Raw genomic sequence first — 13451 nt, forward strand, 5'->3', positions numbered from 1 at the left:
CTTTTATACTTATTATTCATAATTCTAGCCAAGCTACTGAATTTATCACTGACTATCCAGTATAAAATGTTAAAATAGTGCCATTATTTTTAAAGAGACTGCCTTAGTGAGTATAAAAGACAGTATTTACGCCTCTGAGCAACAAGTAAAAGATTTTAGCTTTGACCAAAATGTGGTTGAGGTTTTTCCGGATATGATCCAGCGCTCTGTGCCTGGGTATGCCACCATCGTAAGCACTATGGGTAAATTGGCCGGTGAATATGCGCAAAGTAATTCAAACCTTTACGATTTAGGCTGCTCGCTTGGTGCGGTTACCCTAAGCATGCGCCGTAATATTCGCACCGATAACTGCCACATTATTGCTGTAGATAACTCACAAGCTATGGTTGAGCGTTGTAAGGTACATTTACAAGGCTTTAAGTCAGACGTGCCTGTTACAGTAACTTTAGGCGATATTAACGAGCTTGAGATTCAAAATGCGTCGGTAGTGGCCATGAATTTTACCTTGCAATTTATTCCGCCTTTACAGCGCCAAGCCGTGCTTGAAAAAATTTACGCTAACTTAAAACCCGGTGGCGTCCTGCTCCTTAGCGAAAAAATTAAAGCCGAAAACGAGCAGTGCGATAATTTATTAATTGATTTGCACCACGACTTTAAACGCCACAATGGCTACTCAGAGCTTGAAATAAGCCAAAAACGTACTGCCATTGAAAACGTGATGCGCCCCGATATGCTAAGCACTCACTTTAATCGTTTAAGCGACATTGGTTTTAGCCAAACGCAGGTGTGGTATCAATGTTTTAATTTTTGCTCAATGGTAGCAATTAAATAAAGAGAGTGACTTATGTCTCAATGGTTTAACCAATTTTACGCAGCAATTGCACAAAGCCCACTTAGCCACTGGCTAGAAACCCTGCCCGCTCAATTAAAGCATTGGCAAAACGAGGCAAGCCATGGCGATTTACCAAAATGGCAAAAAGTACTTAAAAATCTGCCAGAAGTAAAAACAACCCACGTTGATATCGCCACTAAAGTAGAAATTGGCGCACCGGGGGAGATGAGCGAAGGCGAGCAAAAACAAGCCACGCATTTATTAAAACGCATGATGCCATGGCGCAAAGGCCCCTTTACTGTACACGGTATTGAAATAAATACAGAGTGGCGCAGCGATTGGAAGTGGGACCGCCTACTTCCTCATATTGAGCCATTAAAAGGCCGCACAGTATTAGATATAGGCTGTGGCTCTGGCTATCACTTATGGCGTATGCGCGGTGAAGGCGCTGAATTTGTAGTGGGTATTGACCCTTCTGATTTATTTTTGTGTCAGTTTCAGGCCATTAAACATTACAACCCAGACGAAAACGTGCATTTATTACCATTAGGTGTAGAGGCACTACCCGAGCTTAAAGCGTTTGATACGGTGTTTTCTATGGGGGTGCTGTATCACCGCCGCTCGCCTATCGATTTTTTAGCGCAGTTAAAAGCGCAGCTTCGCCCAGGTGGCGAACTCGTGCTAGAAACGTTAGTAATTGAAGGCGATGAAAACACCGTACTGGTACCTACCGACCGCTACGCAAAAATGCGCAACGTTTGGTTTATTCCAAGTACTGCTGCACTAAAACTGTGGATGGAGCGCGTTGGCTTTAAAGATGTGCAAATAAAAGATTGCGCAATTACCACGCTTGATGAGCAACGCAGGACCGACTGGATGGAAAACGAATCGTTAGTTGATTTTTTAGACCCAAACGATACCAGTAAAACCATTGAAGGTTACCCTGCTCCACTTAGAGCAATACTAACTGCCAAAGCATAAATAACTAAAAAGCACCCAGGGCGAGTTGTTCTTTGATGGTTGAATTTGCAGCAGTGTGTTTGGTTTTTAGGCAAGGCAGAGCCTATGAAGTGTGGTTATTCCACATAAATAGGCGATAACGCAGCATAAATGCCAAACATGCGCTGCCCTTCGGGTTCTTTCTAGGGACGATAAACTCTTTGTTGCCTACATGGATGTAGGTAAGGGGCGTGAGCAGGACGCGGAAGCTTTGCTCGATTTTTACTTATTCTTACAGGGATGTAAGTCATTAGAATAACACAGGAGCAGTTATCGAGCCCACTAGGTTACAAACCTCGCGCCGCGATTTGAACGCCCCTAGATTGAACAAATTCCAATCCGCAAAGGTCAACACGCCCTAGGGTGCTTTTTTTGTGCAATTAACAAACTAATAGCGGACAAGTGTCCTTGTTAATTATTTCAAAACTATATTTGAGCTAGCCGCGCAGTTGCAATTGTTGTAAAATACGCGCGTTTCTAAGCTATCGAAAAGCAACCCCAAGCAATTATTTGAGGAAAACCTGTGAGCGAACAAAAACAGTCATTAAGCTATAAAGACGCGGGCGTAGATATCGACGCTGGTAATGCACTTGTTGAGCGTATTAAAGGCGTAGTTAAAAAAACGCGTCGTCCAGAAGTAATGGGCGGAATTGGTGGTTTTGGCGCTCTTTGCGAAATTCCAGAAGGTTACAAACAGCCAGTACTAGTGGCAGGTACTGACGGTGTAGGTACTAAACTACGTTTAGCTATCGACTTAAAAAAACACGACACTGTAGGTATTGATTTAGTTGCAATGTGTGTAAACGATTTAATAGTACAAGGCGCTGAACCCCTGTTTTTTCTAGATTACTATGCAACAGGTAAACTAGATGTAGACACAGCGGCCGATGTAGTAACCGGTATTGGTAAAGGCTGTGAGATTTCTGGCTGTGCCCTGATTGGCGGCGAAACAGCTGAAATGCCAGGTATGTACGATGGTGAAGACTACGACATGGCCGGTTTTTGTACCGGCGTAGTAGAAAAATCTAAAATTATTGATGGCACAAAAGTAGCAGCCGGCGATCAACTTATTGCCCTTGCCTCTAGCGGTCCGCACTCAAACGGCTTTTCTTTAATTCGTAAAGTGCTTGAAGTATCAAACGCCGATACGAACCAAGTTATTGACGGCAAAACACTAGGCGAGCACTTACTAGAGCCAACCCGTATTTACGTTAAGCCTTTACTTGAGTTATTTAAGCAAGTAGACGTGCATGCCCTATCGCATATTACTGGCGGCGGCTTTTGGGAAAACATTCCGCGTGTATTACCTGATTCTGCAAAAGCAGTAGTTAAAGGCGATAGCTGGGAGTGGCCAACCGTTTTTAACTGGTTACAAGAAAACGGCAATATTACTACGCACGAAATGTACCGTACATTTAACTGTGGTGTAGGCATGGTATTAGTAGTACCAGGCGACGCGCTAGAGCAAAGCTTAAGCATTTTAAAAGAGCTTGGCGAAAACGCATGGCACCTTGGTGAAATTCAAGATGCTGTTGCCGGCGAAGAGCAAGTAGAAATTGTAGGTGGTGCTAAGTAATGGCACCCATTCGCTTAGTGGTATTAATATCGGGTAGTGGTTCTAATTTACAAGCCATTATTGATGCCTGCGAGCGCGGCGAAATAAACGGACACATAGCGGCTGTTATAAGTAACAAAGCAGACGCTTACGGCCTTGAGCGTGCAAAACAAGCAGGTATTGCTACAAAAGTGCTCAGTCACAAAGATTTTGACTCGCGCGAGGCCTATGATGCGCAATTAATGAACGTTATTGACTCTTTTATGCCAAATCTAGTTGTATTAGCTGGGTTTATGCGTATTCTTACTCCTAGCTTAGTGCAAAAATATGTTGGAAAAATGTTGAACATTCATCCATCTTTGTTGCCTAAGTATCAGGGGCTGAATACCCACCAAAGAGCAATTGATGCAAAAGACGATGTTCATGGCGTAAGTGTTCATTTTGTAACTGAAGAGTTAGACGGCGGTCCCGTTATTCTTCAGGCGCAAATACCTGTACTCAAGGATGATACAGCAGAAACATTAGCTAAACGCGTGCACGAACAAGAGCATATAATTTATCCTTTGGTGGTCAAGTGGTTCAGTGAACACAGACTTACTATGGAAGCAGATTATGCAGTTCTTGACGAAAAACAACTTCCTGCACACGGCGCGCACTACCCACAATAAAAAAATAAGTGCCCTGCTGTTATGTGTGGGCGCTTTACTTCCTACTAGCCTAAATGCAGGCGAACTAACAGAGTATCAAGCCAGCTACGATATTTTACGCAAAGGTAAAAATCATGGCGAGGCAGTACGCGAACTTAAAAAAGTTGGCGAGCAAACGTATCAACTTACTTATCACAGCAATATTGAGTGGATGATTTTCTCTGACAAGCGAGAAGAAACCTCAGTATTTACTTTTTTAGATAACAAAGTCACTCCTCATCATTACAATATGGTGCGTACCGGCACCGGCCCAGATAAAGATTATAAAATAGACTTTGATACACAAAATAAAGTGGTCACCAGTAGTACTAGCGAATACCCGCTAAAGTGCGAATGGACTGACGAATTTCAAGATGCTATTTCGTATCAAGTACAAGTACGCGAAGGCTTAAAAAAAGGCGAAACTTATTTTTCGTTTCCGCTTATTGATAAAAAAGGCAATCGCCGCGACTACAACTTTGAAGTGGTTGGCAAAGAAATGATTTCGCTGCCAATTGGTAACGTAGAAGCTATAAAAGTAAAACGTTTATACGATAACGATAAACGCCAAGCCCTTGCCTGGTTTGCACCAGAAATGGACTACATGCTTGTACGTATGTGGAAAGGTGAAAAAGGCATGGAGCAGTTTGAAGTACAAATGAATTCATTTACCGTTACCCAGCCTGTTTCTACTCCAGTTAGCGAGAGCAGCGAAGTAAGATCAGAAGCGCCGTAAACACGGTGATAGCAAACACAAAAAAACGCGATTTTATATCGCGTTTTTTTGTGTTTGCTTTTAGGCTATTTAACTAAATTAGTTCGCCCATTTTAAATAACGCAAACTCCCCTGGCTGCATTTTTTGCCAGCGTTCGTCGTTGGTTAATGGCCGTGTAGCTATTACTGTTACTACATCGTTTGGGGTGGTTTCTTCGTTAAAATCAACTACCATATCGGCATCAATTAACGTTGCTTTACCAAATGGTGCTCGACGCGTTATGTAGTGTAAGTTATTAGTGCAGTACGCCAATACAAATACGCCATCGGTCAATAACATATTAAATACGCCCTTTTCACGTAGCGTATGCGAAAGCTTAGCCGCGTATCTAAATACAGAGGCCATATTAGAGGGGCGTTTTGGGTATTTTTCACGAATTTTATCTAGCAACCAACAAAACGCCAGCTCACTGTCGGTGTTGCCCACAGGGCGATAATATTGTGGTTTTAAATCGTGATAGTTAGATAACTGGCCATTATGTGCATAGGTAATTTCGCGCCCCCAAAGCTCACGAGTAAACGGGTGGGTATTTTCAAGGCACACTCGACCACGGTTGCCTTGGCGAATATGGCTAATTACCGACACGCTTTTAATGGGGTAAGCTTTTACTAGCTTGGCGATTTCTGATTGATAGCTTGGCTCAGGATCTTTAAAGGTTCTACACCCTTTACCCTCGTAAAACGTAATACCCCAGCCATCTTTATGCGGGCCAGTATTACCACCGCGCTCTAATAAACCTGAAAAACTAAAACAAATATCCGTAGGTACGTTGGCTGACATGCCAAGTAATTCACACATTAATAAACTAACCCTTAAAAAATACGTATAAATAGCGCTGTACTTTACTGTGCGCTACAACAGACATACTTACTTAAAAAAACTTTTTTGGCTAGCTGATTTACTGATTTTTAGCGCTTAAATAATCGCTGCGATTGAATTAAACGCAGCAGTGGTGCATGCTTGTTCCTTATAAAGGGAATATTGATAAGCATAATGGCTAGTTTGTCGTTAATTTAACGCTGTAATGTACTTGAAACTTACGCTCACTAGCGCTACTCTAACTGAGGTGGTCTGACCTCTATTAAGGAATAAGCAATGACACTCATATTTACACTCGGTTTAATCGCACTGCTCAGCATCGCGGTTTACCACAGAGCGAGTTGGAACACAGCACTTGGTGTTTCTGCCGCAACATTATTAATTGGTACCTTTGCAGGTGCTTTTGGTTTAATTAGCTGGTTGATCTTTTTGATCATCGCAGTTCCTCTTTCTGTTACTGGCATTCGTCAGCAATATATAATCAAGCCGATTTTTACTACCTTTAAAAAAGTAACGCCGAGCATGTCTGACACTGAAAAGTCAGCAATCGATGCCGGTACTACGTGGTGGGAAGCTGATTTGTTTTGTGGTAACCCAGATTGGAAAAAGCTACACCAATACCCAGTTCCAAAACTGACTATTGAAGAGCAAGCCTTTATTGATGGCCCTGTAGAAGTAGTATGTAGCATGCTAGATGATTGGGAAGCAACACACGAGCTTACCGATTTACCGCAAGATGTATGGCAATATCTAAAAGATAATAAATTCTTTGCCATGATCATCAAAAAAGAATACGGCGGTTTAGAGTTTTCTGCGTTTGCACAATCATGTGTTCTGCAAAAGTTAACCAGTAAATCGACCTTACTATCGTCAATTGTAGGTGTACCTAACTCGTTAGGCCCTGGTGAATTACTACAGCACTACGGTACAGAAGATCAAAAAAATCATTATTTACCGCGCTTAGCCCAAGGCCAAGAAATTCCATGTTTTGCATTAACTTCGCCAGAAGCAGGCTCTGACGCGAGCTCAATTCCTGATTACGGTGTTGTGTGTAAAGGGCAATGGAACGGTGAAGAAGTAGTAGGTATTAGCCTTACTTGGAACAAGCGTTACATTACTCTTGCACCAGTGGCTACAGTACTTGGTCTTGCCTTTAAACTACAAGATCCAGATGGTTTACTAAGCGACAACAAAGAGCCAGGCATTACCTGTGCACTTATTCCAACTAACACGCCAGGTGTTGAAATTGGTCGTCGCCACTTCCCGCTTAACGTACCATTTCAAAATGGCCCGACTCGCGGTAAAGATATTTTTGTACCCCTTGATTACATTATTGGTGGCCCAGAAATGGCTGGCCAAGGCTGGCGCATGCTGGTTGAATGTTTATCGGTTGGCCGTGCAATTACATTGCCGTCAAACTCTGCCGGTGGCATTAAAACAATTGCCGTAGCAACAGGTGCATATAGCCGTATTCGTCGTCAGTTCCGTTTACCAATTGGTAAAATGGAAGGTGTTGAGGAGTCACTGGCTAAACTTGCAGGTTACGCTTACAGCTCAGATGCAGCAGTTAGTATGTCAACGGGTGCGGTAGATTTAGGTGAAAAGCCATCGGTTGTTTCAGCTATTATTAAATACCACCTAACCGAGCAAATGCGCGAGTCGACCATTCATGCAATGGACGTACTTGGCGGTAAAGGGATTATGCTTGGGCCAAATAACTATTTAGGTCGTGGCTATCAAGGTGCCCCTATTGCTATAACAGTAGAAGGTGCCAACATCTTGACCCGTAATATGATTATTTATGGTCAAGGTGCAATTCGCTGTCATCCATTTGTACTAACCGAGCTTGGTGCTTGTGAAATTGAAGACCGCGAAGAAGCGCTTAACGTATTTGATAAAGCGCTAATGGGCCACATTGGCTTTACAATGTCGAACCTTGTACGTACTAAGTGGCTTGCGCTTAGTGGTGCACGTTTTACTAGCGTACCGTACAAAGACGACACCGCAGAGTTTTACCGTATAGCATCACGCTTTAGTGCATCGCTTGCGCTTATGTCTGACATTAGCATGGCGGTATTTGGTGGCTCGCTTAAACGTAAAGAACGTATTTCAGCACGTTTAGGTGACTTACTAAGTTACTTATATTTAGTGTCTGCAACGCTTAAACGTTATAACGACGAAGGCCGTAAACAAGAAGATTTAGCCCTAGTAAAATGGAGCTGTCAGGATCATCTTTACCACTGCCAACGTGCCCTTGCTGATTTAATCAATAACATGCCCTCTGCCCCATTACGTGGCGTATTAAAAGTATTGTTATTCCCGTTTGGTCGCCCGGTTCGTAAACCTACCGACAAACTTGAGCATAAATTAGCACAACTACTCCAAGTACCTAGCGAAACGCGTAACCGTTTAGCAAGCTATGTTTACTTAAAAGATGAGCCACTAAACCTAGTTGGCCGTCAAGAGCAAACACTTAAAGACGTACTGGCTGTAGAGCCGTTATTTGAACGAGTATGTAAAGAAAAAGGCCTTAAACTGCCATTCTTCCAACTTGATAAAGTAGCGCAAATGGGCCTTGAAGCTGGCATATTAAGCCAAGCAGAAGCTGATAAATTAGCCGCTGTTGAAAAAGCCCGCTTAGACGTGATTAACGTTGATGACTTTGACCCAGCTGATTTATTAGCAGGCAAAGCCGCACGTAAAAGTGAAGACAGCAAAGCAGATGCAGCTTAACCCGTTAGGTTAACGCAGCCAACAGTCCGCCTGTTGTGATCATCCAAACCAGCGCGTAATGCGCTGGTTTTTTTTGCACGATAGCTTGTTGGAGTGCGCACCAAATAATGCCAGTTAATAGCAACAAGCCACTTGCTTGATTGAATAAAGCAAAAAAACCAATAAGCGAAAATAAGAGCACAATTAAACTAGGAACAAATTGGCCAATAAAAAATGCTGTTTGCTTATTCTGCATTTTAAAAAACACACTATATTGTTGATGTAGATGACTACAATCAAATTGTAATGAACTACTAAACAACACCACAAAGGCTAGTGACAAAATACTAAATATATCAGCTAAATTAGCGCGCTCTTGTAGTAGTACCTCAAATGCCATAAATACGCACAACAATAAAGCACCTCGCCAAATCAAAGCCCAGCTGTTGTGTATAAAAAACATTAGCCAAAAGCCTGTAAGTGAGCTTAGATCTAACTTAGCTGCAAAATTTAAAGGTGCCATTAAGGTGCTTAAGGCAAATAACAGCACAAAGCCACACTGATAACTCAGTGGACTTACATCAAACGGTAACATTAGCCACATTGCAGATAACAAAAATCCATAAACAAGCGCTATTGGCTTGTATAAGCATAAAATGCCGAGGATAAATTGTAATAGTAAAAACACCAAAAAATGCGGCACCCTAAGCCACTGGTCTATGCTCAGGTCAATCGCGATAACAAGGCTTGCAATCAACCAGCCATTACTTAACAGCAAAAGCTTTATATCCACCAAACCAAGCCAATACCGCTTTACCAATGTCTGTTGAAACGCTCGTTGGGCTGAGTTTTTTATTGCGGACTTCATTGCGCTCAACATTACACTTTGTAGCAGCAAATACAGCCAAGCCATTTTCGCACCATATTGAGGTGCATCACTACTATCAATAATTTTTCCAAGCCCTAAAAAAAGTAGCAATATCAAACCCAACACTGACGAGCCTAACACCACTAAAAATAACACCCCAAAGCTTTTCAGTTGTAATAATAATTGTGTAAGTTCAGTCTTGTATGCCAGAAAACGATAATCCATAAAAGAGCGGTATTGGCCAATTGATTGTTTTAAATTTGCAATCATAAAGGCATACACTCAAAGCCATGCAGTAAAAAAGGCTCGGGCTCGTGACAGGTAATAATTATTTGACCTTGTGGCTTATTTACTAAATATTCATCAAGTAAAATTAATAAATACTCAATACTCGCTTGATCAAGCGCTGCACTGGGTTCATCTAACAGTAAATACGGTGCATCGCGCATAAGCGCTAAAATTAACTGACACTTCTTTTGGTTCCCTGATGATAGAGCGTCAAAGCGCGTATTTAGAAATTCATTAAAATTAAATCCATCGACTATAGCTGTTGGCCAACAACAACCAAATGTATTTGAGGATAAGTTAATTATTTGCTTTGCTGTTAAAAAGTCGGGTAAAGCAATACTGTCAGAGGTAATAGCAATTTGCTTATGTGGTTCGGTTAATGTGTTTCCAGAAAACAAAAGCTCACCACTTTCGTAAGTTTCAAGCCCCGCTAACATCATCAATAAAGTTGTTTTCCCTTGGCCATTAGGTGCTTCGATGCATATTTTAGGTGCACAGAATCGCACGTTATAACCATTGTACAATATGTTTTCAGCAAACTGTTTATGTAACCCAATGACTTCTATCATAAATACCCACTTTTCAACGAGTTATCATTATAGCGAATACTTATATAAAAACGATTTATGGTTTGTAACACTTTATTACTGTTTGCATATCAGAAATACTTGCGTTTGAAAAACGTTCGGTTAACACTTCTAAATGAAATATAACTATAAACCAAGGAATGTACCTATGAAAAAAGCCCTCAAACTTGCCTGTATTACCTGTGCTGTATCTCTTGCATCAGCGGGTTGCAATCAATCTAATAGTTTAGTCACTAGCGCTGTAAAAACTGAGCAAACACAACAAGTAAAAACCTACGACGCAAAAACTTTTTTTGACACCACCTCTATTATGGGCAGTAGTTTTTCACCAAGTGGTGATAAAGTGTTAGTCAGTAGCGATGAAAGCGGCATTTACAGCTTATACGAAGTCAATGTTAAAACCGGTAGTAAAACCCGCTTAACTAATTTTGAAGACAGTACTTACCCAGTACGCTATTTCCCTAATGATGAGCGTATATTGTTTACCAAAGACTCAGGCGGTAACGAACGGTACCATGTTTACGTGCGTGAAGTTGACGGTTCAATCAAAGATTTAACCCCTAGCGATGAAACACGAGCTGGCTTTGCAGGTTTTACAAAAGACGGCAGCCAGTTTTTTATCTCAAGTAATCAGCGTGATGCCAAATTTATGGATTTATATCGTGTAGATAGTGAAACCTATAAAGTGTCTCCTGTTTATCAAAATGAGCTCGGATTAGATGTTGGCGCCATTAGCCCCGATGGACGCTTTATTGCTTTATCTAAAAATAATAGCAATAAAGACAGTGATACATACATTCTTGACACTTATAAAAAAACCCTCAAGCCACATCTTATATCCCAGCATGATGATCCCGCACAATATACGCCTGAAACCTTCTCTGCTGATGGTAAATATTTATATTACTCTACAGACGCAAAAGGCGAGTTTTCACAAATGTGGCGCTATGAGTTAGCCACAGGTAAGCACACGCCGGCTTTAGAAGATGAGTGGGACGTAACCTTTATCTATTTTTCTAAATCTGGTCGCTACCAAGTAAGTGGTGTCAATGCCGATGCCAGTACCAAAGTGTCTATTTTAGATACTCTGACAGGTAAACAAGTTGCTATGCCCGCCCTACCCAATGGTAATTTACACGGTGTGAATTTCTCAAGTGACGAGAAAACCATGGCGTTTTATTTAAACTCAGACACCTCACCAAGCAATTTATTTGTTTGGCAAGTCGGTAGTAATAAAGCTAAGCAGCTTACTAACACATTAAGTAAAGACATAGATCAAAACGACTTAGTAGAGAGCACCATTGTGCGCTTTAAAAGTTTTGATGATCTAGAAATACCAGGCGTGTTGTATAAACCAAAACAAGCCAACAGAAACAATAAAGTACCTGCGCTGGTGTGGGTGCATGGTGGTCCTGGTGGGCAAAGCCGTACTGGTTACAGAGCAATGCAACAACATTTAGTTAATCATGGCTATGCTATTTTTGCAGTTAACAACCGAGGGAGTTCAGGATACGGCAAAACATTTTTTCATTTGGATGATAAAAAGCACGGCACTGACGACTTACAAGATATTGTGTACGGTAAAAAGCACCTGCAGAGTTTAGAGTGGGTTGATGCCGATAAAATTGGCATCATAGGGGGCAGCTACGGCGGCTTTATGACTGCTGCAGCCCTTGCTTTTGAGCCGGAAGAATTCAAAGTCGGTATTAATATTTTTGGGGTTACTAACTGGGTAAGAACGCTAAACTCAATTCCACCCTGGTGGGAGAGTTTTAAAAAGGCGTTGTACGATGAAATGGGCGACCCTGCAACAGATGGTGAGCGTCATCGGGCTATATCGCCACTATTTCATGCTAAAAATATCACTAAACCTTTAATGGTAATACAAGGCGCTAACGATCCACGTGTTTTACAAGTTGAAAGCGATGAGCTCGTTGCCGCAGTCAAAGCCAATGACGTGCCAGTAGAGTATGTATTGTTTGATGATGAAGGGCATGGTTTTACTAAAAAAGAAAACCGTATAACAGCCTCTAACGCTTACTTAAAATTTTTAGATACCTATCTAAAATAGCGCTTAAGCCCATACAACTATGGGCTAAATTTAAGATAAAAGCTGTGTGCTTGTTCGCATACAGCTTTTTATGCGTGACGCGTTAATTTTGGTTCTAATACCGCCAGAGCTAAACCTAAAACAGCTGCAAATAATCCAATAAACTCAAGCCAAGTATTACCTGCATGTGATATGTAGCGTGGGACAGCATCTGTTGTATAAACACGTTTACCACCCGTCACTTCTTCGACAAATGATTCACCGATATACTCATCCATTAATTTAAAAAGTTCAACACGCCTAGCAAGCATCTCTTTAAGTTTTGCTGTACGCTTTTCAGCACTGGGATCTATTATATAATCTTTCCAATGATTGAAAACATTGAGTGGTTCATCATTTTTAATAATTCCAATTGAGCGATACTCATAAAAATGTTCGTTAAACACATAATTTTTATGGCCTGCATAAAATAGTGCACACCCAAACGAAATTAAAAACATTGCTAAATAAATCAATTTACGCTGAGTTACTGAAGTGCTCACAGCTTTATTTTTATACCACTGCTCAACATCCGGTATCTGCATAAGCCTGGTTTTATCATGACTTGATACAAGCGGCTTCATAAACTCATCAATTGAAAGATCTAATGCTATCAATAAGGCTCTAAATATTTCATTCGAGGGAATTGATTTATCGTTTTCAAGTTTTGATATATACCCAAACCACCTCAAGATGCAGAATTCAGCGTCTCACAGGGGCTTAATATCAAGGCGTTACTTTGCAACAATGGCAGTCCCTTTTAAGAAGTAACAACGATGAGAGTAAGTGCCTGTGAAACGCCCAAAGGGTTGGTTTAAAAGCGATTGATACTGCGTTATTGATTTTAACAATAGAACCACTATTAATTGCAATCAATGCCTTGCCTAAATCGCTTTTAATTCCAACTGAAACTCGCATCTTGAGGTAGTTTGGGTATGATTTTGCTCTATCCCCACTTGCTGAGCGAACTCTGGTTGGCTCAATTTTTTATTATTTCTAAGCTGCTTTACTTGTTGACCTAGTGTGCTCATTTTAGTGCTTCCTTTTTTAAAGTGAGACTAGATTCTTGGCTATTCATGCAGATATAAGAAGCTGAATATTAAAGAATAGGCAGGAATATTAGCAGGTTAGCATTAAGTAGTCGATTATTTAGCTGATAGCTGATTGATCTGACTCCATAAAAGTAGACACCTATTTAGGAGTCAGTTCTCATGAAAGTAAAAGCGTTTCGTAAACATAC

Annotated in this window: 12 protein-coding genes; 7 read left to right on the forward strand and 5 right to left on the reverse strand. The window is 41.1% G+C overall.

The genetic code is table 11. The annotated features are described in order from the left end of the window. The first annotated feature begins 106 nt into the window (after nt 1–106). The 5 genes from cmoA (at nt 107) to MSC25_RS19405 (ending at nt 4808) form a co-directional block, all read left to right on the forward strand. Nucleotides 107–832, forward strand: a complete 726-nt coding sequence (gene cmoA, locus MSC25_RS19385) for a carboxy-S-adenosyl-L-methionine synthase CmoA (protein WP_248444361.1) — start codon at nt 107–109, stop codon at nt 830–832. 12 nt (nt 833–844) lie between these two features. Further along, on the forward strand, nt 845–1813 hold the full coding sequence (gene cmoB, locus MSC25_RS19390) for a tRNA 5-methoxyuridine(34)/uridine 5-oxyacetic acid(34) synthase CmoB (protein WP_054982276.1): 969 nt from the start codon (nt 845–847) through the stop codon (nt 1811–1813). A 541-nt stretch (nt 1814–2354) separates the two neighbouring features. Further along, nucleotides 2355–3407: a phosphoribosylformylglycinamidine cyclo-ligase gene (gene purM, locus MSC25_RS19395; protein ID WP_138579437.1), complete on the forward strand. Its 1053-nt coding sequence runs from the start codon at nt 2355–2357 to the stop codon at nt 3405–3407. Continuing rightward, on the forward strand, nt 3407–4054 hold the full coding sequence (gene purN / locus MSC25_RS19400; protein ID WP_004588939.1) for a phosphoribosylglycinamide formyltransferase: 648 nt from the start codon (nt 3407–3409) through the stop codon (nt 4052–4054). Before purM ends, purN begins: the two co-directional genes overlap by 1 nt. Before the next feature lie 16 nt (nt 4055–4070). Further along, a complete protein-coding gene (locus tag MSC25_RS19405; protein ID WP_054982662.1) occupies nt 4071–4808 on the forward strand; it encodes a DUF3108 domain-containing protein in 738 nt (245 codons plus the stop codon). 73 nt (nt 4809–4881) lie between these two features. On the opposite strand, the gene MSC25_RS19410 is transcribed toward MSC25_RS19405, so the two are convergent. Continuing rightward, nucleotides 4882–5646 carry a class II glutamine amidotransferase gene (locus MSC25_RS19410; RefSeq protein WP_004587229.1) on the reverse strand — a complete coding sequence of 255 codons (765 nt, stop codon included), beginning with the start codon at nt 5644–5646 and terminating at the stop codon, nt 4882–4884. 297 nt (nt 5647–5943) lie between these two features. Between MSC25_RS19410 and fadE the strand changes: the two genes are divergently transcribed. Beyond that, nucleotides 5944–8400: an acyl-CoA dehydrogenase FadE gene (gene fadE / locus MSC25_RS19415; RefSeq protein ID WP_029772579.1), complete on the forward strand. Its 2457-nt coding sequence runs from the start codon at nt 5944–5946 to the stop codon at nt 8398–8400. Nucleotides 8401–8404: 4 nt separating this feature from the next. On the opposite strand, the gene MSC25_RS19420 is transcribed toward fadE, so the two are convergent. After that, complete coding sequence (locus MSC25_RS19420) at nt 8405–9517, reverse strand: DUF6136 family protein (protein WP_248444363.1); 1113 nt, start codon at nt 9515–9517, stop codon at nt 8405–8407. Further along, nucleotides 9514–10104 (reverse strand): ATP-binding cassette domain-containing protein, encoded by a 591-nt coding sequence (locus tag MSC25_RS19425; protein WP_248444365.1) that lies wholly within the window; start codon nt 10102–10104, stop codon nt 9514–9516. The genes MSC25_RS19420 and MSC25_RS19425 overlap by 4 nt, the downstream gene beginning before the upstream one ends. Nucleotides 10105–10270: 166 nt before the next feature. On the opposite strand from MSC25_RS19425, the gene MSC25_RS19430 reads away from it, so the two are divergent. Beyond that, a complete protein-coding gene (locus tag MSC25_RS19430) occupies nt 10271–12193 on the forward strand; it encodes a S9 family peptidase (RefSeq protein WP_248444367.1) in 1923 nt (640 codons plus the stop codon). A 68-nt stretch (nt 12194–12261) separates the two neighbouring features. Here MSC25_RS19430 and MSC25_RS19435 read toward each other — a convergent pair whose 3' ends face one another. Both MSC25_RS19435 and MSC25_RS19440 read right to left on the reverse strand, forming a co-directional pair. After that, entirely contained in the window at nt 12262–12828 is a 567-nt protein-coding gene (locus tag MSC25_RS19435; RefSeq protein WP_248444369.1) for a transcriptional regulator, read from the reverse strand. A gap of 267 nt (nt 12829–13095) precedes the next feature. Then, nucleotides 13096–13242 (reverse strand): helix-turn-helix domain-containing protein, encoded by a 147-nt coding sequence (locus MSC25_RS19440; protein ID WP_223230549.1) that lies wholly within the window; start codon nt 13240–13242, stop codon nt 13096–13098. Nucleotides 13243–13451 lie beyond the last annotated feature (209 nt).

This window comes from Pseudoalteromonas sp. 1CM17D (genome assembly GCF_023161805.1).
Classification (GTDB): Bacteria; Pseudomonadota; Gammaproteobacteria; order Enterobacterales; family Alteromonadaceae; genus Pseudoalteromonas; species Pseudoalteromonas atlantica.